This is a genomic window from Saccharibacillus alkalitolerans (genome assembly GCF_011090185.1).
Classification (GTDB): Bacteria; Bacillota; Bacilli; order Paenibacillales; family Paenibacillaceae; genus Saccharibacillus; species Saccharibacillus alkalitolerans.
Genome location: NZ_JAAFGS010000006.1, coordinates 84,238 through 105,442 on the forward strand (window position 1 = coordinate 84,238; position 21,205 = coordinate 105,442).

Genomic DNA, 21,205 nt, shown 5'->3' on the forward strand with positions numbered 1-21,205 from the left:
GATATCGATTCGACAAGGAGAAACCAAAAGATGCGGTATCATCAATTCATCGCCGGCTGGGACGCGGAAGACGAATCTTTCGAATGGGAGGACGGACGTATTCGGCAGGGCGGCACGGAGATCGTGCCCCAGGCCGTGTTCGACGACGAGCTTCTGGATTATCTGTACGATACGTTCCGATGGATCCGGGCGCAGTATCCGGACGGGAGCGAAGGGAACGGGCTCGGCAGCGGTGCTTATTCGGTGATCCGGGGCCGCGACGAAATCCGGAAGCTGCGCGGCATGGCGCAGGCGTGGAAGAACCTTTTCGGCGTCGGACCCGAACGGATGACGCTGACGGGCAATTACGGCTGGACAGCCGATCCGCAAAACGGAACGTACGAAAAACTTTTTTATCGCAAGGAAGATCTGATTGAACGGTTCGAAGATTTGACCCGAGTGGCCGAGCATGCGTTGGAGAACGGGATGGATGTGATACGCCGACAGGTTGAAGAGGAGGATGAGCCGTGAAAGAAGCGGTAACCGTCGTGCCCTACGACGAAGCCTGGCGCGAAGAGTTTCGCGAAATCGCCCGGCGGCTGAAGGAAGAGCTGGGCGGCGAAGCGCTGCGTATCGACCATATCGGCTCCACGGCCGTGCCGGGGCTCGACGCCAAGCCGGTGATCGACATCCAAATTTCCGTGCGCGCCCTTGAGCCGATGACGTACCGTGCGGGCATCGAAGCGGCCGGATACGTGCATCGCGCGGATAATCCCGACCTGACCAAGCGCTATTTCCGCGAACGGGAAGGCGCGAAGCGAACGCATATCCATGTGCGCGAGGCCGGCAGTTGGTCGGAGCAGTTCCCGCTGCTGTTCCGCGACTTTCTTCGCGGGCACGAGGCATTCAGAAAACTGTACGCAGAGGAAAAACGCGCGCTGGCGGCCCGGTATTCGCAGCCGCACGAGCGGCATTCGTACGTCGACGGCAAAGACCCGATCATCTGGCGCATCATGCGGGAAGCAAGCAAATGGAGCCAGCGGACGGGATGGAGAGCGGAAAAAGAGGAACCTTGAATTCTCCCGCCCGTAAAGGCTTAAAAGGAGAGATCAAATGGAAGGCAATCGCGAAGTCGAGCGGCATGACTTCAATACGGCCCGGGAGGAACAAGAATGATCAATCATATGACGACGCTCGGCTTTCACCTGCAGGAAGAAGAGGAACTGCTGGACCTGGCGGATTACGCCTATAAAAACGGCACCCCGTTCGAGACGGAAAAAGGCATCTATGTCCGCCTTGAAGCCGGAGGCGGCGCGGAACTGTGGCTGCAGCTCAACCGCGAGCAGGTGGCGATCGGCATGCAGCCGCATTTTACGGGAGCGGGCTTGATGGAGATCGGAATCGAAGGCGAGGTGCAGCGCGAAGAGGCGAACGAGCTGGACGGGACGTTTTACGCCTGGGCCGGACCCGGAAGACCGGGCGAAGGATTGTATTCGTTCGTGTTCGACCTGCCGGACCGGGACCGTTACGGGCCGCTGACGCAGCCGATTCTGCAGCATGTGCAGCTGGCGGCGTTCGCGCACGAGCTGAACGTGTTCGGGAGCGAGGCGGAATACAATCTGTTTCGGTTGGGACAGTCGCCGGGAGAGCCGATTGCTCCGCCGGAATCGTTCGTCTCGAACGGACTCACCGAGCACGGCGGACAGCCGATCTCGACGGCGGCCTTCGGCGGCCGCGTGCTGCGCGCCGGCTGGATGAAAAACGAGCTGACGGGCCTTCGCTTTCACTGGGCGCTGGTGCGCACGCTGGGCGGCGATATCGACGTGGTGGCGGACGAGCGGCTGGTCGGGGAGCGCGAAATTCGGGAAGGCGGGATCTTGAGCGGGACATTCTGGCTGAGCGGGCGATTGATACCGGCAGATCACTAGAAAGAGGCGATAAGGTGGAGATCACGGGATTGATTCCGGTTTTGCGGATATTCGACGAGCGTCAAGCGAAAGATTTTTACGTGGAGTATTTGGGGTTCGAAGTCGATTGGGAGCATCGGTTCGAGGAAGGGCTGCCGCTCTATCTTCAGGTGTCCCGACACTCTGTAGGCAGAGCCGGAAGGCAGGAGACGAGGGGCGGGCGACCGACAGATGCCGCTTGGCTTCGGAATCTGCCCGAACGAAACGGCGGAGCTTGAAACTAGATACGAATCGAAGGAGGAATCGAAGATGAACAAGAAAAAACGGGTCGCGATCGTCTGTGCCTGCGCCGCATTGGTCCTGTGCGCGGGCGCGGCGGTGCCGGTCGCGAGATACGGGACGGAAACGACGATCGCCATGGCCAAATTGAACGCTGCCGGAGAGAAGCTGGTCGAGCTGGACGGGGACAGCCGGTTCGACCGGTATCTGGCCAAAGACGACGAGGCGTTCGGGCAGATGCAGCGTCTTATGCAGGAACGCGGCTGGACGTTTAGGGAGCAGGACGGTTCGGGCTACTTTTTCGAAAAAGAAAACCGGAAGACGGTCGTCACGACCAAGCAGCTGTCTACTCACACCGTGCGCATTCAGTTGGAAAAAGGCCTATAAAGCCAAAACGGTTCGCTTTTTCGCGTCGTTTTCCCGCATAATGGAAGTCGTAGTCGCGCCCGCGCGCGCCGACCATTCAAACGAGGGGGATTCGACCCGTGAAAATCGCGTTTCTGATCATCGACATGCAGACCGTTCATCTGGGAGGCGTACCGCAGCCCAAAATCGACGGCGTCTGCGAATACATCAATTACGTGTCCCGCGTCATGCGCGAAGCGGGACATCCGGTCATTCATATTCAGGACATCGAAGGCATGACGGAAGAGACGCGTGAGCATTACCGGACGATCGGGGAGGTTGCGACGGACGCTTCCGACCTGTTCGTGACAAAGGAATATTCGAACGCTTTCTGGAAAACGGAGCTGGAAGACGTGCTGAAAGGGCAGGAGATCGAGCGGCTGATTTTGGCCGGTTTCGCTGCCGAGCACTGCGTGCAGTTTACGTACAACGGGGCGATCGAACGCGGCTTCGGTCCCGTTCTGCTGCAGAACGGCATCCTCAGCCGGCACGACGACGCGGTCGCCGCCGCTTACCGGGACCGCAATCTGATCTCGTATCCGGCCGCGGAGTGGCTGGCGAACGCCTAGCGCTCACCGTCCGGAATCTGCCGCTGGCCTGCCTTTCTTCGGTAGGCCAGCGGCGTTATGCCGGTCTTGCGTTTGAACAGCCGATGGAAAAACTTCAGGTCGCCGTAGCCGACGGCCGCCGCGATCTGGGGGATGCCGAGGTTCGAGGCGGTCAGCAGCTCGCAGGCGGCCTCGATGCGCGTGTTCTGCAGGAAGGCCGAAAAGTTCATGCCGGTCCGCCTGGCGAACAGCCGGCTGAACTGGCGCTCTCCGAGTCCGGCTTGAAGCGCCAGCTCTTTCAGCGTCGGAGCTTCCGCGTAACCCTCCTCGATCCGGCGCACCGCATCGTCGATAGAGGGCCCCGCTCCGCGCGGCGTTTTCTCCTGCGGGGGTGCTGCCTCGGACGGGAGCTGCCGATGCAGCGCGATCAGCATGCGGACGATCAGCGCCGCCAGCATCGCTTCGCGGCCCGGCCGGCGCGCGGCGTATTCGAGGTACAGCTCCTTGAACCAGCCGCGGAATTCGCCGGGGTCGCGCAGGCGGCACCAGGGACGGTCCGGCTCGCGAAAAGCGGCCAGCAGCGCGGCGGCCTCGGGGAACTTTGTTTCCAGCTCCTGCAGATAACCGGCCGGAAAAATGCAGTTGTACACGATCAGCTCGCGTCCCCGCCCGGGAGCGGCCGGACGAAATACGTGAGGCACGCCGACCGGAATGAAAAAAACGTCTCCCCGCGAAACGCGCAGATTCTCTTCCCCGATATAATGCACGCCGGAACCTTCGCTGACGTAAGTCAGCTCGATGAAATCGTGCGTGTGCTCCAGCATCTCGAACGTCTCCCTCGCCCGGTTCACGTACACGGGCAGTCCGCTTTCGAAAAAATACGTTCCCAACAGCCGCTCCACGCTTCGCCTCATGCCGTTTCCTCCTTAAGGTTCGCTAATCCGACCCTAACCCTTTTTATCCGGATTGTCCAGATCGGCCTATAAAGTTGTCCGAATCGCCCCCTTATTCCTAAGGAGAAGTTTCCTACAATGAGGAGGAGAAGAACAAGCATCCACTATAACGACCGACCGGGAGGAATCTGGCTTATGCGTGCAATGATGGTGACGGAACTGCGCTGCGAATATTTGAAGAACCCGATGGGACTGACCGTTTCGCGTCCGCGTTTGGGTTGGAAGCTGCTGACGGACCGCAGAAACGCGCTGCAAACGGCTTACCGGATTCAGGTGGCGGCCGAAGACGAGACTTTTGCCGAAGAAAATTTGGTCTGGGACAGCGGCCGGCTGGAATCGGACGAGAGCGCCCACGTCGAATACGCGGGAGAGGAGTTGAAGTCCGTTACCCGCTATGTCTACCGGGTCCGCGTCTGGGACGATCAGGGCGAAGAGTCGCCGTGGAGCGACAGCGCTTACTGGGAAACGGGACTGCTGAATGCCGCCGAATGGCGGGCGCGATGGATCACGCCGGCGGCGGACAAAGTCGATCCCGCGGCGAAAGAAGCTTTTTATCTGCGCCGCGAATTCGAAACGGACGGCAAAAAGGTGCGCCGCGCGACGCTGCTGGCGACCGCGCTCGGCCTGTACGAACTGGAGCTGGACGGTCGGCGCGTCGGCGACAGCCTGTTCACGCCGGGCTGGACGAGCTATGATCACCGGCTCCAGGTCCAGGCTTACGACGTGACGGATCGGCTGGCCGGCGCCGGCGAAGATCGTCATGTCCTCGGCGCGGCGCTGGCGGACGGCTGGTACAAAGGCCGGCTGGGCTGGGAAGGCCGCAGCGCCATTTACGGCGACCGTCGCGGCCTGCTGCTTCAGCTGCATATCCGGTACGACGACGGGACGGAGGGAATCGTCGCGACGGACGAGTCGTGGCGCGCGACCGCGAACGGACCGATTCGCATGTCGGGCATTTACGAGGGCGAGACGTACGACGCCTCGTTCGAGCTGCCGGGCTGGAGCGAACGCGGCTTCGACGATTCCGGCTGGCATCCCGCGGAGACGCTGGACCGGTCCATGGACACGCTGATCGGCGAGCAGAGCGAGCGAGTCAAAGTCACGGAAACGATTCGGCCGGTGTCCGTCATCTCCACGCCGGCCGGGGAAACGGTACTGGACTTGGGGCAGAATATGGTCGGCCGCATGGTCTTTACCGTGAACATGCCCGCGGGTACGAAGCTGACGCTGCATCACGCGGAGGTGCTGGACCGGGAAGGGAACTTCTACGCCGGCAATCTGCGTACCGCCCGTCAGGAAGTGACGTATCTCTGCCGGGGCGGCGGAGCGGAGACGTACCGGCCCTCCTTCACGTTCCAGGGCTTCCGGTACGTCCGGCTGACCGGTTTTCCCGAGCCTATCGATCCGGATGATTTCGCCGGGGAAGTCATCCATACGGATATGCGGCCGACGGGCTTCTTCGAATGTTCCGACCCGCGAATCAATCGGCTTCAGCGCAACATCGTCTGGGGTCAGCGGGGGAACTTCCTCGACATCCCGACGGACTGCCCGCAGCGCGACGAGCGGCTGGGCTGGACGGGCGATGCGCAGGTGTTTATCCGCACGGCGGCGTTCAACTACGGCGTCGCGCCCTTTTTCGCCAAATGGTTGAAAGACCTGGCGGCCGAGCAGCTGCCGAGCGGCGGCGTTCCGTTCGTCGTGCCGGACATTCTGGACGAAGGCTCGCATTCCTCGGCGGCCTGGGGCGACGCGGCGGTCATCTGTCCGTGGACGATCTATCAGTGCTACGGCGACAAACGCATCCTGGAAGAGCAGTACGGCAGCATGACGGGCTGGGTGGAATATATCCGCTCGCAGGGAGACAGCGAACTTCTCTGGAACACGGGCTTTCACTTCGGCGACTGGCTGGGACTGGACGCCAAGGAAAACAGCTACGTCGGCGCGACGCCGCGGGACCTGATCTGCACCGCCTTTTTCGCCTATTCGACGTCGTTGGTCGCCAAGACGGCCGCCGTTCTCGGCAGGGAGGAGGACGCCGCCAAGTACGAAGAACTGCACGGACGCATCGTTCGGGCTTTTGCCGACGAGTTTATCACCCCGAGCGGCCGGCTCGCGGGCCATACGCAGACTTCGCACGTGCTGGCGCTGATGTTCGGACTGGCCGAAGGCGAGACGAGAAAGAGGCTGGCCGACACGCTGGCCGAGTACGTTCGCGCGGAAGGCATGCATCTGACGACCGGTTTCGTGGGTACGCCGTATCTGTGCCACGTGCTGTCGGAAAACGGCCATCACGACGTCGCGGTGCAGCTCGTCCTGCAGGAGGAGTACCCGTCGTGGCTGTATTCGGTCAAGCAGGGGGCGACGACGATCTGGGAACACTGGGACGGCATCAAGCCGGACGGCTCGTTCTGGAGCGACGACATGAACTCGTACAACCATTATGCCTACGGCGCGGTCGGCGACTGGCTGTACCGGGCCCTGGCGGGCCTGGATACGGACGAGAACGAGCCGGGCTGCAAAAGGATCGTGCTGCGGCCCAAGCCGGACTCCGGCCTGACCCATGCGCGCGCGCAGTACGATTCGGTATACGGAAAAACGGTCAGCGGATGGAGCAAGACGGCAGACGGCGCGGTGACGTACGAATTCGAGCTTCCGCCGAACACGACGGCCCGGGTGCGCCTGCCGGACGCGGCGAACAAAAAGATGCGGATCGACGAGCGCGATCCGGCCGAGGTGCTGGCGGCGCCGCCGACGCGGGAAGAGGACGGAAGCGTGACGTTCGAGCTGGGCTCGGGGCGTTATACGGTGAAGGTAGGGGAGAAGAGACCTTAAAGGTCTCTTCAACGTGTCGAGAAAATCTAACGTAGCTAGAAGCGAGACGGCGGAGAGAGAAATTCAGTGAAGGAACGATAGTGTTCGCCTTTGAAATCGGGAAAATTCCGCTAAAATTCGATCTCTTTTCCCGATTTCAACACGCGACCGGAACGAATTTCTCTCGGAGCCGGCTTGCTTCTCTCTACTACGTGACTTTTTCGACAGCCTGAAGAGACCTTAAAGGTCTCTTTTTTGTTAAAAAGAGAAGTCAAAATGGCCGGCGTTAGGCTCTATCGCGCGGTGTGCGGCAGACATGCGGCGAGCGATCGGATTCCGGTTTCGATGTCTTCGGCGGACAGGCCGCCGAATCCGAGCATGAGGTAACCATCGGCTTCGGCGTTCGGCTCCGACCAATAGTCGGACAGGGAATGGACCTTGACGCCTTTTTGCAGCGCTTTTTCGGCAGTCTCGAAAGCGGATGCGTTGTTCAATTTCAGCAAAATATGCAGACCGGATTTTTCTCCGACGATGTCCGCTTGAGATCCCATGTACTGCTTGATGCTTTTCAGCAAAGCCTGATGTTTTCGGTGGTACGCTTTGCGCATTCTTCGGATATGTTTTTCGAATTCGCCGCTCTGCATAAACCCGGCGATCGCTTTTTGAATAACGGGAGAAGCGGATTGGTGGTAATGGGCAAACTTCCGCGAATATCGAACCGTAAGAGAAGGCGGCAGGACAAGATAACTTAGCCGGGCGGAAGGCAGGAACGACTTGGAAAACGTGCCGAGGTAAATCACCCTTTCCTGTTCGTCCAAAGATTTGAGCGAAGGAATCGGCTGTCCCTGGTACCTGAACTCGCTGTCGTAATCGTCCTCGATAATATATCCGCCCGTTCGGTAAGCCCATTTGAGCAGACGCATCCTTTTGGAAACGGACATAATCATGCCGAACGGGAATTGGTGGGAAGGGGTGACGTAGACGGCATCTGCGCCGCTTCTTTCGACAGCTTGCACGGATAATCCGTCTTTTTCGAGAGGCACGGGCGCTATGCGGCATCCCTGGTCTTTTAGCACCGAACGGGTTCGGTAATAACCGGGTTCCTCCATGGCGGCGGTTTTCCCCCGAAGCTCCAACAGCCGGCAGATCAACGTCACGGAGGCCTGCGTCCCGGACGTTACGACGATCTGTTCCGGCGTGCAGCGCACGCCTCTGGACTGGAGCAGATAGTTGGAGATCTCTCTCCTCAGCTCGGGTTCGCCCTGGTTATCGCCGTACTGAAGCATTTGATCGGCCGCGTCCGCCAAAGCTTTTTTCCAATGCTTCAAAGGAAACTTGTGCGGATCGACGGTGCCGTATTTGAAATCGACGATCCTTTCGCCTGCGTTCCCGTTTTCCGGACGAACGTATTCCTCCCGCTCCGCCGCGCTCATAGGCAGTAAAGGCTTCTCTATTTCGGCGACCCATATCCCGCGTTTGGGAATGCTTTCGAGGTATCCTTCCGACTGAAGCTGCTGATAAGCCGTTTCGATCGTGTTTCGGCTGACCTTCAAGTGCGTCATCAGATGACGGATCGACGGCATTTTCATGCCCGGCAGCAGCCTGCCTTCTTCGATCTCTTTCCTGATCCAATCGCAGAGTTGGCCGTACAGCGGTTCGGGCGATTCTCGTTGTAAAAACGGCGTGATTTCCATGGCGCATTCTCCACCTGTCCCTATTGATTTTTTCGATTCTGGCACTTTTTCGATGCACAGAAATTCTTTAAAGTCATTTTATCAGAAGCGTGCGGAAAAGCGACGACGTTTTGAAGCTATCCGCGAAAATCGCGCTTATCCGACAGGAAGGCGGGGAAACGAGATGCGAACGAACTCACTCGGGCAGGAAATCGGCGAAGCGGCGGAAGACTATCAAGCTGCTCTCTTCCCGACGTCGCACGTAATAAGAGGCAGGTTTTGCACATTGGAAAAAGTATCCGAGAAACATTTTGACGATCTGTACCGGAACGTTTACGGGCCCGGCAGCGACGACAAGCAGTGGACCTATCTGCCGATCGAAAAGTTTGCTTCCGAACCGGATTTTGCGGGACATTTGGCCAAACTCATCAATGCCGAAGACCCGTATTCCTTCGCAATCGTCGACAACGAAAGCGGCGAAGCCGTCGGCTGTTTTGCGTTAATGCGGATCAATACGGAACACAGTTCGATCGAAGTCGGACATGTCGTGTATTCGGAACGGTTGAAAAGAACCCGAACGGCTACCGAGGCTCAATTTCTGCTGGCGCGTTACGTGTTCGAAGAACTGCGGTATCGGCGTTACGAATGGAAGTGCGACAGCTTGAACGCTTCGTCCAAAAAGGCGGCTTTAAGGTTAGGATTCCGATACGAGGGGACTTTCAGGCAGGCGCTCGTATACAAAAAAAGAAACCGGGACACGTCCTGGTTCTCGATCATCGACAAGGAATGGCCAGACTTGAAGAACCGATTCGAAAATTGGCTGTCGGACCGCAATTTCGACGAGCACGGCAATCAAATCTCGCCTTTGCGGAAGATCGATACGTAAACGAAGGATTCGCAAGACGGCTCCCGCTTGTTCGGGGCTGTCTTTTTTTTGTGCAATAATGGTAGGACGGAAAATGTGGAAGTTCAGTCTTATAGCGGGAAGGAGATCGCGAGCATGGACGATTGCCTGATTTGCGGCCGGATCGAAGCGATCAAGAAGGGAAACAACCCTTACTTCGTGGCGGAACTCGAGACGGGGTATGTCGTCATCGGGGACCATCAATATTTCAAAGGATATACGCTGTTTCTGTGCAAAGAGCATAAGAGCGAGCTGCATCATTTGGAGCCGTCGTTCAAGGAGCGATATTTGATCGAAATGAGTCAGGTCGCCGAAGCGGCGCATCGCGCGTTCGGCGCGGACAAGATGAACTACGAGCTGCTCGGCAACGGCGACGCGCATCTGCACTGGCATCTTTTTCCCCGCAGGCTGACGGAGCCGAGTCCGCGCCATCCCGTCTGGTGGACGAAGCGCGAGGAGATGTACGCCGACGAGGTCAGACCCGACGAAGCCGAACTGGCCGAGCTGAAAAGGAAGCTGTATGCCGCACTGCGGCGGGAGGCTTCTGACATAGGAGGAGCAGGATGACGAGACTGCTGCTGCAAGTCGCTCCCGCAGGCTCGTTCGTTCCCTTCATCCCGCCGCTGCGAAGAGCGACCGGGCTGGGGATGGCCGAGCTGAAACGCCGTCTGGAAACCGGGGAACCGCTGCTCGCCTTCGATTCGTTCGACGAAGAACGCAGCGGAGAGATTGACGGGATTATCCGGAAGATTCGTGCGCTGGGCGGCGAAGTACGGCTGCTGGACGACGAAGAGGGCGAAGAATTGACGCTGGAACACTGGCGTAATCTGCGGCGGCGGAATGCCCGAATCGGGCGTGAACTGGCGGATATGGACGATATGGAACTGACCCGCGTCGCGGCCGTGCTGCCGGCGGAAGCATGCGCGATCGGGAAGGCGCTCCCCGGTAATTGGCGTTTCGAAAAAGAAACGAACCGCCTGATCGCGGAATTCGACTTCGACGAGGAATTGATGAATCTGCTGCGCAGGCTGACGGAAGAGGAATTCGGCGCGAAGCTGTACCAGATCGACCGGGAAGAAATTTCGTTTGCGGAAGAAGACGAAGTGACCGCCGCCGGCCTGCTGGAGCGGTACGGCGCGTATTTCGATGGGGAGGGATAAAGGATGCCGGACATCGTCATCAGCACGGATAAGGGTCTGCTTCAGCTCGGCGCGATCAAGCGAATGCTGGACGTCAGCTACTGGGCCGCCGGGAGAGACGAGGAGATTATTCGCGTCTCTATCGCCAACTCCATGTGTTTCGGCCTGTACCGGAACGGGGAGCAGATCGGCTTCGCGCGCGCGGTGACGGACGGAGCGACGATGTACTATTTGTGCGATCTTCTGATCGACGAACGTTTTCGCGGGGAAGGACTCGGCAAACGGCTGGTCGAAGCGATCGTCGGACACGAGGAGCTGCGCAATCTGTCCGGCTATCTCCGCACGGCGGACGCGCACGGCCTGTACGAAGCGTACGGGTTCGAGCGGGACGCGGACAGATTCATGGCGCGAAAAAGGACCGGCGGCTGAGCGAACGCGGCGCCGAATCCGATCGCTTCCGGCAGGCGGAGAATTTTTCTCGGTTCCGTAACGGCCGCGGTCCGGAAGACGTTTATCACGTTAAGGAAACTTTTGACTCCAACCTTAATCAGAGAGGAGCCGCAGACGATGTCATTCTTTTATATGGTCGGCCTGGCGCTGGCGGGAGCGGTGGTCGCCTTGTATACGCCGGGAGGTCTGGGAATCGTGGTCGTGATCGGGATCGTGTTTGCCGTAGGCGTCGCGAATTATCGCCGCACGCAGGAGCTGCATGCCGGCATGGAAGAAATTCGGCGGCACCTGGGATTGATGGAGCAGGAAGAAGAGAAGCGCTACGATCTTGACCGCGAAGTCCGGCGCGCCGATACGCTCGGTGACGAAGAGCGCGAGCAGATCGACCGGCAGACGGAAGCGGAGCTGGAGAAGCGGGAGAACGGCGGCCGGTCCTAGAACCGGAAGCGCCGAAAGAAGCGGAATCCGGCGCCGAATGCGCCGAGACGAATCAATGAGCAGCGAGAGGAGACAGCATGGATAACAAAAATACGAAGTCAAGTTGGATCATAGGCGGGTCGATCGTGGTCGGCTTCGCCCTGTTCGGCCTGATTCAAGGCTATTTCGAGAGCGAACGTAACGAGGCGCTGCGCAATTTGGGCACTTCTTTCCCGCCCTCCGTCTCTTCCGGGAGCGGAGCGGAAATGAACCGGTACGAGTTCGTGAGCGTCAACGAGAGCAGCGCCGTCATTTTCGATCGGCAGACGGCGCAGTATTGGACGAAGTTTTTCCCGGTCGGCGAAGCGCCGACCGAATGGACGGAAGGGGAATGGCCGTTTGGAGGGCAGTAAGAAGAACGGCGGCGTATCCGAGGCGAAATAAGCGCTGCCGGCGAGAATGTTTCACCCGCCCTACTGCGTTTCGATTTTGAACAGAAAGAAGGATATTCATCATGTCCGATAAGTCCGATACCGTGCAGGAACCGCAAATCGCGCTCTACACGATGTGCCTCGTCCGCGACGGAGACAAGGTGCTGCTGCTGAACCGCCCGTCCGCCAAAGGGTTTCCGGGTTGGATCGCGCCTGGCGGGAAACTGGAATTTCCGGAGCGTCCGACCGAAGGCGCGGCGCGCGAAGTGAGAGAGGAAACGGGTCTGAACGTCACGGATCTTGTCTATAAAGGGCTGGACGAATACGTCGATCCCAAACGGAATTTCCGCTACATGGTCTTTAACTATGTGACGTCTTCGTTCGAGGGAGAGCTGCTCGCGAATCCCCCGGAAGGGGAACTGAGATGGATTCCGATCGCGGAAGCGGCGAATTATCCGATGCAGGACTGGTTCGCGCGGCGCTTTCCGCTCTTTTTCGAGGAAGGGACTTTCGAAGTGCATAAAATCTATGACGAAGACACGGAGATCATGCTCGAGGAAGCGACGAAGCGGACTTGAACGCCGGTTTGCGAAGCGAACGAGAACGAAAAAGAAGCAGGTGAAAGAATGGGCTACATCATGGAGCTGCGCAAGCTTGTCGGCAGCCGTCCGCTGATCATGGCGGGGGCCTGCGTCATCGCGGAGAAGGACGGCGGCATCCTGCTGCAAAAAAGGACCGACAACGGCTGCTGGGGTCTGCCCGGCGGCTCGCTTGAACCGGGAGAGTCGATGGAACAGGTGGCGCGGCGCGAGCTGATGGAGGAGACGGGGCTGGAAGCCGGAGAACTGGAGCTGCTCGGCGTGTTCTCGGGCGAGGAGCTGTACTATCGCTATCCGCACTGGGACGAGGTCTACAACGTCATTGCGGCGTACCGCTGCGCCGATCCGCGCGGGGAAGCGGCCGCCGACGGGGAAGAAAGTTCGGAGCTGCGGGTTTTCCGCCCGGACGAACTGCCCGAAGACGTCAACCCGGCGGATCGCCCGGTGCTGGCCGCTTATCTGAAAACGAAGTCTGCCGGACAAACACACGGACCGAAGGAGCCTCGAACATGAAAATTCACGAAAACGCTCGGCTGCAGGTCGGACTTGCGGTGCTGTATGCGGTAATGGTCGGCAGCCTCTTCGTCTGGACGCCGGAAGCGTTCTGGATCGAGGCGGTATTCGCCATGCTGGTCTACTGCGTGCTGTGGAAAAATATCGGCTACGTCCTGCTGTCCAATCTGCTGCTTCTTGTCGCTTCCGTTCTGCTCTGGACGACGGAGGTCGACTACATGCGGATGGGCAGCGTCCAAGAAACGCGGGATTGGCTGCCGTTCGCTTATGTGTTTTACGGGCTGTTCATTCTGCTTCCGCCGCTGATTCTGGTGCCGGTGCGAAACTGGTTGACCCGCAAAGAGCGCCGGCGCGCATAGAGGGTCTCGCGGCGCGGAAAGCAATCGAAGGCGGGGAGAGTGCGCGATGGGCTATACGTATCAAGGGTTTATCGGCTCGGCGGACGTGCTGAACGCCGCGGCCGAACGGCTGCGCCACGCCAGGGTGCTGGAGCTGACCGGCGGATGGTTCACCGTTCCGCTGGGCGAGAAGCTGGAGGACGAGATCAATGCGGGCGAAGGCGGCTTGATCGAACTCTGGGATATTTTGACGGACCGGATCGAAGCGCTGGGCATCGAGCTTTCGCAGAAGGGCCGTATCGCTTATGTGGAGGCGGATTACTTCGGAGGCTGGGGCGACCAGTCCTGCATCGTGTGGGAGTCGGGAAGCGAGCTGCTGCGCGAAGTCCGGACCGCCAAAGCGATCAACCATGCGCTGAAGCGGCTGGGCGTCGCCGCCGCGGAAGGAGAGGTCGACGAATTCGACACGGTCGGATTGGGACGGCATCGGCGCGTGGAGAGCTGGCTCGCGGAAGAACGCGGGTGGTAAATACGGCAAACAGGCGGAACGGTGCCGACGGAACGGCCGCCGCGAATGCCGCAGCAATCAAGAAACGTCCGGCTTACATAGATAGGGCCGGAACGCATACATAAAAAAAGGGGTTGTCAGGTTTTGAACAAGCATTCGGTATGGGTGAAAAGTATGATCGTGGGCGGGCTGCTGCTGCTGCCGGCCTGCGCCGGCGGAGAACGGCAGGCGTCGCCGACGGCAGGAGAGCCCCAGACGGGAGCCGCCGTGAAGCAGACGTCTTCCCAAGAAAAGGAAGGGGCGGCCCGGAAATCGAACGGAGAGCATGCTCCGCTGCTGGACGATTTCGACGCGCTGATGCAGCTGTCTCTGACCGACGAAGACCGCGAGCAGTTTCCGGCTTATTTCATGAAAACGCGGGAAGCGGTCAAGCTGCTCGACGCGACGCTGACGGAAATTCACTCCCCTTCGCAAGCCGCGGAGCAGTTCGATTTCGACCGGATCAAAGCCGATTTCCTGAACGTCCAGACTGTCTTCGACGCCAATCCGGTTCCGAGGCTGAATTCGTTCGCGGACTATGAGGACTTGACCGAGCTGCACGAAAAGATCCGTTCGGCCGCCGTATTGGGCCAGCAGCTCACGGAAGCCGCGGCCGAGGCGGAGAAGTCGGACGATCCCGACACGGTCGCCTGGCTGGCCGAAGTGAACGGACGCATCGAAGAGGCGTTGGAACGTTCGCGCGTGCTGCTCGGTCAGTTGAAGGAGCGGAGCCGGGAAGCGTATCAAGAAGATCGCCCTAAGGGACAGGAGTCGGGCAGTCTTCAGGCGGAGTTGAACAAAACGTCCAAGGCCGATATGCGGAAATTGGACGATTACATGGCCCGATACGGAGCGCTGATGGAGCAGCTTATGCCTCTGGGCATCCGCTTGAGAGAGGCTTTTACGGTCCTTCAGGGCGGCGAAGGCGACGTAAACCAAATGTACGAAGAATGGACCGCGATCCATGCTTCTTTCGAAAAACTCAGCGGCGAATTCGGAAAACTTTCGGTTCCGCAGGTCGGCTCGGCTATGCTGAACGAAAAGTTCTCCGACATGCACAGCCATACGCAGTCGGCTTTTTCGTACGGCGAACAGGGCTCCGCGCTGATCGTCGAAGCGCTCGAGACCGGGGATCAATCCAAGCTGGACCAAGCGGTTGACCTTTTTGACCGGATGTCCGAAGAAAGCGAGCAGGTCACAAAATCGTCGAAAGATTTTGCGAACCTCGGAAATTAGAAAAGCGGAGGAAACGAAATGAAAAAGCAATTATGGATGAGCGCTGCCGCGGCTTCGCTGCTGCTTCTGGCGGCATGCGGAAGCGGAGAGGAGTCGGCGGAAACGCCCGCGAAGCAGGCAGCAACGCAGACGGCCGCAGCGGGCGAGGGCGAGGCGGCGCAAAACGAAGCGCAGCGGACGTCCGATTCGGCCGAAAAAGCGAACGCCCCGGGCTTTGTCTCTCAGGCGGACCTTGCGCTGATGGATCGGTATATGTCGGCGGTCGAACCCGGAATCACGGCGCTCGATCCGTTGATGCAGAAGTGGTCGCAGGCGATCGAAGAGGCACTGGAAGCGGGCGAAGGCGAAGTCGACTACGCTGAACTTCGGGCCCGTTTCGCAGAAGCGAACAGCGGATTCGAGGAAATGAAGAAAACGATGGAGCAGGCGGACGTGCCCCGGCTGGAGTCTTCGGAACTTCAGGAGAAAGTCGATCGATTCCAGGGCGATATGCTGACTATTGCGGGCAGCGGCGCCGAAGCGACGGCGCTGTATGTGGACGCGATGGACACAAACGATGATGCGAAATTCGACGAGTCGACGCAGAAGTTCTCGCTGCTGTACGAGGAGCTGGAAGCCGTCGAGAAATCCATGGTCGAACTGGTGCAGCTGTTGAAGGCCAATTCCCGGTAAATCCGAAGTAAAGGTAAAGGCGAGTTCGATGCGCGTGCCGCGGAGCGGGGCATTCAAAAGGAGGCTGCAGGATGAAAATCAACGGCATGCGGAAATGGATGGCGGCGATTGCCGCGGCAGCGGCGGTCTTCTCTCTGGCCGGCTGCCTGCCCGGCGGCGAAAATGCCGGAGATTCGGGAGCGGCGCGGCAGATCGAGTCCGATCTGCATGTCATCGTGACCAATCCGGACGCGATGGCGTCGAGCAATCCCGGAACTTATATCGAAGCGGAGCGGGAAGCGTATGACCGGATCGCCGGCAGCGGAGAAGAAGGCTTGGTGTACATGACCGAGCGAATCGCGCGCAGCCGGGAGGACGGGCTGGAGGAATGGATTCTCGCCCGCGCCTGCGCGGATATGCTGGGCGGGGAAGAAGCTTCGGCAGGGGCAGAGCAAAGCTGGGAGACCGGCAAAGATTGGCTGGCCGCCCGCGAAGCCGAGCAGAAATAACGACGACTGACGCAAAACGAAGAAAGCCGCCGTAACGGGAGAGCGAAGAAGAATATGCTGAACCATTTGATCACGATTTTTATCCTGACCACCGTCATTCACGCCGCCGAAACGCTGTCGTATTCGCTGCGTTACGCGGGCGTGAAAATCGGCAAGCTGGCGGTCGCGCTGTCGCTGACCGGCATTGTGGTGCTGGTATCGCGGACGGCTAACTTGATCCAGGCGCCGCTGACGGCCAAGTTCGTCGACGCCGCCAAGCTCGATCCGACGTTCGGCCTGCTGGGCCATATGCAGATGATCCTGCTGGCGGCTTCGCTCGGTACGGCGATCGCGATCCTGCTGTTTCCGACGTTCGTGCTGCTGTGGGGCAGGGTGATCGTCAAACTGGAGGTCGCCGGCTCGCTGCCGAAGCTGATGACGAGCGTCACGATCGGCCAGCTGCGCAATACGCGTCACTACCTGCGCAGACCGTCGCTGAACCGGAACACGTTTCGCCTGCTGGGCATTTCCAAGCGTTTTATCGTGATCAACGTATTCGTGACCGCGATCTACACGGTCGGCGTGCTGGCGTCGCTGTACGCGGCCTACCTCGTTCCCGAGCTGGGCACGACCGCTTCGCAGTCGTCCGGGCTCATCAACGGGATCGCGACCATTTTGCTTACGGTATTCATCGATCCGCAGGTCGGCCTCATTACGGACAAAGCGATGAACGACGAGACGTACCGCGACCGGCTGGGCAAAGTTTACGTCCTGCTGATGGGCTCCCGATTGGCGGGCACGCTGCTGGCTCAAGCGCTGCTGCTGCCGGCCGCCTACTTTATCGCGTTCGCGGTGAAGCTGATTTAACGCGAAGCAACCCCTTTTTACCGGAAAGAGAGGAGAAGCCATGATGCGCGCGAACCCGGACGACGCGGAAAACAGAGCGTTTCTGAAGATCGACAAGAAGTATACTCCGTTCCTGCTCAAGGCGATCGAGGCGGTGCGGCGGACGTCCTGGGCGGATCGCTATGATGTGAACAAGGTACATATCTCGATGCGGGAAGACGAATACGAGGGGAGAGGCTGCATCGTCGTGCGTTTCTATGCGGCCGAGCTGGAAGACGACAATTGGATGGAGGTTACTCCGGACGACATCGGCGGCGCTCATGTCTACATGGACGCTGCCGGTCGCGCCGTGCTGCATATCGCGATCGAACGTTAATAAGGAATGAAGGCGGCGACCGAACGGGAAAAAGGCGAGCACCGCGCGGAATCCGCGCAGTCTCGCCTTTTGCGTAACGTTTACTCTCGTTCCCGCCCTTCCCGGATCTGGCGCGCCATGTTTTCGGCAATCTCTTCGGGGCTCAGCTGGTCGACCGCCACCGTGTAATGGTTATCGGCGTAGATCAGCTTACGGCTGTCGAACAAGGCCCGCACTTCTTCGAGCGACTTGCTCTGCAAAATCGGGCGGGTGTCGATCAGCGCTTCGAACCGCTTCAGCCACGATTCCCAGTCCAAATCGAGATGATAGACGATACCGCTGTCCAGACAGGCGTTCCGGATCTCATCCTGCATAAACGAGCCGCCGCCGAGCGATACGACTTTTTCCCGCGACGTGCGGCACAGCTCGACGAGGTACTCTTTTTCCATCTGCCGAAAAACGGGTTCGCCCATCGATTTGAAGATCTCCGTCACCGGCATGCCGTGTCTGCGTTCGATCTCCTGGTCGGCGTCGAGGAACTCCCGGCCGAGCTTCTCGGCCAGCAGTTGGCCGATCGTCGTTTTGCCCGCACCCATGAAGCCGATCAAAATGATGTTTTTCTGGTTAAGAGGAACTTGGATGCTCTTGGTCATGATTACCTTACTCCTTTGCCGCTGTGCACGGAATCAGTATGTTCATTATAGGACGCCGGCGTATCTTCGGCAAGGGAGCGCGAAGCAGAGGAGGAGACGCGATAATGGAAGTTTGCCGACATGTATGCTTTGCATATTTGAGAGACGAAGGAGACGAATGAAGCATGACGGAGACGATTGAAAAACGGTTGGAAAGTCTGGGCATTACGCTGCCGGCAGGAAGCGCGCCGGCTGCGGCATACGCCAACGCGGTCAGCGTGAACGGCCTGATGTTCGTCGCAGGCAAAGGTCCGTCCGGCGCGCCGAAGGGCAAGCTGGGCCGGGAGTATTCGACGGAACAGGGATTCGAATTCGCCCGGCAGGCGGGGATCGAAATTCTGGCCGTCCTGCGAGACGAACTCGGTTCGCTCGACCGAATCAAGCGCGTGGTCAAACTGCAGGGATTCGTCAACGCGACGGCGGAGTTCGAAGAGCATCACAAAGTGCTGGACGGCTGCTCGAAGCTGATGGCCGACGTCTTCGGCGAGCGCGGCGCGCATGCCCGATCCGTGTTCGGCGCCGTCTCGGTGCGGGACAATCTGCCCATCATCGTCGATTCGATATTCGAAGTGGAATGATCGGGTAACCGGGAAATCCGGAAGCCCAATAAAAAGAAGCCGCGCAGCCGCGCGGCTTCTTTTGTAGGCGAGCGTTCGGCCGAACGCTCGTTTTTCGTATCGAATTCTGCCCGTTCTGTCGCTTACTTGCTTTCGGTCGCTTTTTCCGCCGCCGCTTCGCCGGACACTTCCGTGAAGCGTCCCAGCAGTCCGCGAATGTCGCGGGAAGACTTCAGCCGGTACTTGGCCGCCGTCACTTCCTTGCCGATCTTGACGGAATAAGAGCCTTCCGGCAGCGCCGCGAACATATCCTCGTCCGTCCGGTCGTCGCCGGCGCCGAATACGAAGTCGTACTCGCCCTGGTTCAGCACCAGATGCGCGCCGTGGCCTTTGTTGACGCGGGTGTCTTTGACCTCGATGACTTTATTGCCGTCCAGCACGCCGACCGTCATCGACTGGGTAACGGACATGAGCGCTTCCTTCAGTTCGTTGCGCTTCATGCCGGCGATTTCCGGTTCGGATTGACGGTAATGCCAAGCGATCGAATAATCTTTTTCTTCGATGAGGGAGCCCGGCGTCCGGTCGGTGTACGTTTCCATGATCGGGCGAATGGTTTCTTTCCATTCGTTGTCCATGTTGAGCGTCATGACCCAATCCTGACCCGGCACTCTCAGCCAGAGGCCGTGCGCGGCGACGATGGTCAGGTTAAGGTCGCCCAGCCATTTCTCCGCCGTGAAGCGGTCGCGGCCGGTGATGATGACGACCGTGTTCTTCGGATCTTCCGCCAGCTTGGTCAGCAGCTGCTTAAGTTCCTTGTCCGGGCGGGCCTGATCCGGCGTCGGCTTGAAGCCGACGAGCGTGCCGTCGTAGTCGAGGAACAGAACTCGATTGTTTGCCGTCCGGTAGGCGATTTCGAGGTCCGAAGAACCGGAAGTCAGTCTGTCCAGCGGTTCCGTAGGAATGCGGTCTTCCGGCGCGCTCCAGAGCGTATTCAGGAATTCTTCCGCCCAGAACTTCACGTTGTAGCGGGACAGGCGGCGGTGCATATTTATGTTGCGGTCCATTTTGTCGTCTTCCGGCATCTCGAGCGCCATTTTGATCCCGTTCGCGATCGCTTCGTGGTCGTTCGGATTGACGATGACGGCTTCGCCGAGCTCGCTCGCCGCGCCGGCCGTTTCGCTCATGACGAGCATGCCTTTGTTGTCGGTACGCGACGCGACATACTCTTTGGCGACCAGATTCATGCCGTCGCGCAGCGGCGTCACGAGCAGCACGTCGCTGTTGCGGTAGAAGGCGATCAATTCGTCCTGGGACACGGTACGGAAGAAGAACCAGACCGGCATCCAGCTGAACGTTCCGTATTCCCCGTTCACTTCGCTGACCAGCTCTTCGATCTCGCGCTTGAGGTTATCGTATTTCTCGATGCCTACGCGGGAAGGCGCGATGATCAAGTTCAGACGCACTTTTTCGTGATACTCCGGATATTTGGCCAGGAAGTGCTTGAACGCCTTGATCCGGTCGGGAATGCCTTTCGTATAATCGAGCCGGTCGACGGAAATGATGTTGCGCAGGTCTTTGGTGCTTTCGATGAAGTCCAGCGATTCCTGCGAGACGTTCTCTTCGGTCGGCGACTTGGAGAAGTAATCGTAATCGATGCCCATCGGGAAAGCATCCACTTGGGCGAGATGCGTTTCGAACTGAATTTTGTACAGATTATGTTCGTATCCGAGCAGGCGGCGCACCGTGCTGAGGAAGTGGCGAACATAGTCGTACGTGTGGAAGCCGATCAGGTTGGCGCCGAGCAGGCCTTCCAACAGCTCGTTGCGCCAGATCAGAAGACGGTAGATTTCGAACGAAGGGAACGGAATATGCAGGAAGAAGCCGATTTTGACGTCGGGATGCTTTTCCCGAATCATCTGCGGCAGCAGCATCAACTGGTAATCGTGAATCCAAATCGTGTCGCCTTCTTCGATCAGCGGATCGACGGCTTCGAAGAAGGTACGGTTGACGCGCTTGTAAGCTTCCCACGTCTTCGAACGGTATTCGACCGCGCTCGTGAAGTAGTGGAACAGCGGCCAGATCGTTTCGTTGCAGAAGCCGTGGTAATACATTTCGATATCTTCCGATGTCAGCGGAACGGCGAGACATTTATAATCATTTTTGAGGGTGGAGGCGACGGAGGACACTTCTTCTTCGCTCAGCTCGTCCTTCGCCACGCCCGGCCAGCCGGCCCAAATCGTGTCGCCCTGTTCATGATAATTTTTAAGTCCGGTAGCCAGACCGCCTATGCTTTCCTTATAGTCCAGGCCGGATTCGCTTTTGCTTACGGTAACGGGCAGACGGTTAGATACAAAAATCGTTTTACTCATAGATTGGACCAGCTCTCCTTCTTGAATAATAATGGATGATAAAGGTAAACAAATTCCTCACTCATTACCCGAAACCGCGCGCTCAGACTCAGATTCCCGGCGGCGGAACGCGGCAAAG

Annotated in this window: 26 protein-coding genes and 1 pseudogene; 23 read left to right on the plus strand and 4 right to left on the minus strand. The window is 58.9% G+C overall.

The window, feature by feature from the left end; genetic code table 11:
• Positions 1-30: 30 nt before the first annotated feature.
• From GYN08_RS16810 to GYN08_RS16835, 6 genes and pseudogenes are all read left to right on the plus strand, one after another.
• The gene (locus GYN08_RS16810; RefSeq protein WP_166276449.1) at positions 31-510 is read left to right on the plus strand and encodes a hypothetical protein; all 480 of its coding nucleotides are present in this window, start codon (positions 31-33) and stop codon (positions 508-510) included.
• Positions 507-1,055 carry a GrpB family protein gene (locus tag GYN08_RS16815; protein ID WP_166276452.1) on the plus strand — a complete coding sequence of 183 codons (549 nt, stop codon included), beginning with the start codon at positions 507-509 and terminating at the stop codon, positions 1,053-1,055. The genes GYN08_RS16810 and GYN08_RS16815 overlap by 4 nt, the downstream gene beginning before the upstream one ends.
• Positions 1,056-1,151: 96 nt before the next feature.
• The gene (locus tag GYN08_RS16820) at positions 1,152-1,907 is read left to right on the plus strand and encodes a hypothetical protein (protein ID WP_166276455.1); all 756 of its coding nucleotides are present in this window, start codon (positions 1,152-1,154) and stop codon (positions 1,905-1,907) included.
• A 14-nt stretch (positions 1,908-1,921) separates the two neighbouring features.
• A pseudogene (locus GYN08_RS24130) lies at positions 1,922-2,065 on the plus strand (glyoxalase superfamily protein); the annotation flags it as partial.
• Positions 2,066-2,195: 130 nt separating this feature from the next.
• Complete coding sequence (locus tag GYN08_RS16830; RefSeq protein ID WP_166276458.1) at positions 2,196-2,552, plus strand: type II toxin-antitoxin system HicA family toxin; 357 nt, start codon at positions 2,196-2,198, stop codon at positions 2,550-2,552.
• 98 nt (positions 2,553-2,650) lie between these two features.
• Positions 2,651-3,139 (plus strand): cysteine hydrolase family protein, encoded by a 489-nt coding sequence (locus GYN08_RS16835; protein ID WP_166276461.1) that lies wholly within the window; start codon positions 2,651-2,653, stop codon positions 3,137-3,139.
• Here the strand turns inward: GYN08_RS16835 and GYN08_RS16840 are convergent.
• Positions 3,136-4,032: an AraC family transcriptional regulator gene (locus GYN08_RS16840; RefSeq protein WP_166276464.1), complete on the minus strand. Its 897-nt coding sequence runs from the start codon at positions 4,030-4,032 to the stop codon at positions 3,136-3,138. The two genes, GYN08_RS16835 and GYN08_RS16840, sit on opposite strands and share 4 nt — an antisense overlap.
• Before the next feature lie 174 nt (positions 4,033-4,206).
• Between GYN08_RS16840 and GYN08_RS16845 the strand changes: the two genes are divergently transcribed.
• A complete protein-coding gene (locus GYN08_RS16845; RefSeq protein WP_166276467.1) occupies positions 4,207-6,903 on the plus strand; it encodes an alpha-L-rhamnosidase in 2,697 nt (898 codons plus the stop codon).
• Positions 6,904-7,175: 272 nt separating this feature from the next.
• Here GYN08_RS16845 and pdxR read toward each other — a convergent pair whose 3' ends face one another.
• A complete protein-coding gene (pdxR, locus tag GYN08_RS16850) occupies positions 7,176-8,576 on the minus strand; it encodes a MocR-like pyridoxine biosynthesis transcription factor PdxR (protein ID WP_206023800.1) in 1,401 nt (466 codons plus the stop codon).
• A gap of 265 nt (positions 8,577-8,841) precedes the next feature.
• Here pdxR and GYN08_RS16855 point away from each other — a divergent pair, with 265 nt between their 5' ends.
• From GYN08_RS16855 to GYN08_RS16925, 15 genes are all read left to right on the plus strand, one after another.
• A complete protein-coding gene (locus tag GYN08_RS16855) occupies positions 8,842-9,441 on the plus strand; it encodes a GNAT family N-acetyltransferase (protein WP_408015076.1) in 600 nt (199 codons plus the stop codon).
• A 114-nt stretch (positions 9,442-9,555) separates the two neighbouring features.
• On the plus strand, positions 9,556-10,026 hold the full coding sequence (locus tag GYN08_RS16860) for an HIT family protein (protein WP_166276473.1): 471 nt from the start codon (positions 9,556-9,558) through the stop codon (positions 10,024-10,026).
• Positions 10,023-10,619 (plus strand): hypothetical protein, encoded by a 597-nt coding sequence (locus GYN08_RS16865; RefSeq protein ID WP_166276476.1) that lies wholly within the window; start codon positions 10,023-10,025, stop codon positions 10,617-10,619. The genes GYN08_RS16860 and GYN08_RS16865 overlap by 4 nt, the downstream gene beginning before the upstream one ends.
• 3 nt (positions 10,620-10,622) lie before the next feature.
• Positions 10,623-11,027 (plus strand): GNAT family N-acetyltransferase, encoded by a 405-nt coding sequence (locus GYN08_RS16870; protein WP_166276479.1) that lies wholly within the window; start codon positions 10,623-10,625, stop codon positions 11,025-11,027.
• A 138-nt stretch (positions 11,028-11,165) separates the two neighbouring features.
• Positions 11,166-11,486 carry a hypothetical protein gene (locus tag GYN08_RS16875; RefSeq protein WP_166276482.1) on the plus strand — a complete coding sequence of 107 codons (321 nt, stop codon included), beginning with the start codon at positions 11,166-11,168 and terminating at the stop codon, positions 11,484-11,486.
• A 77-nt stretch (positions 11,487-11,563) separates the two neighbouring features.
• Positions 11,564-11,878, plus strand: coding sequence for a hypothetical protein (locus GYN08_RS16880; protein ID WP_166276485.1), 315 nt, complete (start codon positions 11,564-11,566; stop codon positions 11,876-11,878).
• A 101-nt stretch (positions 11,879-11,979) separates the two neighbouring features.
• Entirely contained in the window at positions 11,980-12,474 is a 495-nt protein-coding gene (locus GYN08_RS16885) for an 8-oxo-dGTP diphosphatase (protein WP_166276488.1), read from the plus strand.
• Between the two features lie 48 nt (positions 12,475-12,522).
• Positions 12,523-13,008, plus strand: a complete 486-nt coding sequence (locus GYN08_RS16890; protein ID WP_166276491.1) for an NUDIX hydrolase — start codon at positions 12,523-12,525, stop codon at positions 13,006-13,008.
• A complete protein-coding gene (locus GYN08_RS16895) occupies positions 13,005-13,367 on the plus strand; it encodes a hypothetical protein (RefSeq protein ID WP_166276494.1) in 363 nt (120 codons plus the stop codon). The genes GYN08_RS16890 and GYN08_RS16895 overlap by 4 nt, the downstream gene beginning before the upstream one ends.
• A 46-nt stretch (positions 13,368-13,413) precedes the next feature.
• Positions 13,414-13,875: a hypothetical protein gene (locus tag GYN08_RS16900; protein ID WP_166276497.1), complete on the plus strand. Its 462-nt coding sequence runs from the start codon at positions 13,414-13,416 to the stop codon at positions 13,873-13,875.
• Positions 13,876-13,998: 123 nt separating this feature from the next.
• Positions 13,999-15,129, plus strand: a complete 1,131-nt coding sequence (locus GYN08_RS16905; protein WP_166276500.1) for a hypothetical protein — start codon at positions 13,999-14,001, stop codon at positions 15,127-15,129.
• 18 nt (positions 15,130-15,147) lie between these two features.
• The gene (locus GYN08_RS16910) at positions 15,148-15,801 is read left to right on the plus strand and encodes a hypothetical protein (RefSeq protein ID WP_166276503.1); all 654 of its coding nucleotides are present in this window, start codon (positions 15,148-15,150) and stop codon (positions 15,799-15,801) included.
• 71 nt (positions 15,802-15,872) lie between these two features.
• Positions 15,873-16,289 carry a hypothetical protein gene (locus GYN08_RS16915; protein ID WP_166276506.1) on the plus strand — a complete coding sequence of 139 codons (417 nt, stop codon included), beginning with the start codon at positions 15,873-15,875 and terminating at the stop codon, positions 16,287-16,289.
• Between the two features lie 54 nt (positions 16,290-16,343).
• Positions 16,344-17,135, plus strand: a complete 792-nt coding sequence (locus GYN08_RS16920) for a lipid II flippase family protein (RefSeq protein WP_166276509.1) — start codon at positions 16,344-16,346, stop codon at positions 17,133-17,135.
• A gap of 40 nt (positions 17,136-17,175) precedes the next feature.
• Positions 17,176-17,490: a hypothetical protein gene (locus tag GYN08_RS16925; protein ID WP_166276516.1), complete on the plus strand. Its 315-nt coding sequence runs from the start codon at positions 17,176-17,178 to the stop codon at positions 17,488-17,490.
• 80 nt (positions 17,491-17,570) lie between these two features.
• Here GYN08_RS16925 and GYN08_RS16930 read toward each other — a convergent pair whose 3' ends face one another.
• Positions 17,571-18,122, minus strand: a complete 552-nt coding sequence (locus tag GYN08_RS16930; RefSeq protein WP_166276519.1) for a shikimate kinase — start codon at positions 18,120-18,122, stop codon at positions 17,571-17,573.
• Between the two features lie 164 nt (positions 18,123-18,286).
• Between GYN08_RS16930 and GYN08_RS16935 the strand changes: the two genes are divergently transcribed.
• Positions 18,287-18,739 carry a RidA family protein gene (locus tag GYN08_RS16935; RefSeq protein WP_166276522.1) on the plus strand — a complete coding sequence of 151 codons (453 nt, stop codon included), beginning with the start codon at positions 18,287-18,289 and terminating at the stop codon, positions 18,737-18,739.
• Positions 18,740-18,861: 122 nt separating this feature from the next.
• Here the strand turns inward: GYN08_RS16935 and GYN08_RS16940 are convergent, their stop codons facing one another.
• On the minus strand, positions 18,862-21,087 hold the full coding sequence (locus GYN08_RS16940; RefSeq protein ID WP_166276564.1) for a bifunctional alpha,alpha-trehalose-phosphate synthase (UDP-forming)/trehalose-phosphatase: 2,226 nt from the start codon (positions 21,085-21,087) through the stop codon (positions 18,862-18,864).
• Between the last annotated feature and the right edge of the window lie 118 nt (positions 21,088-21,205).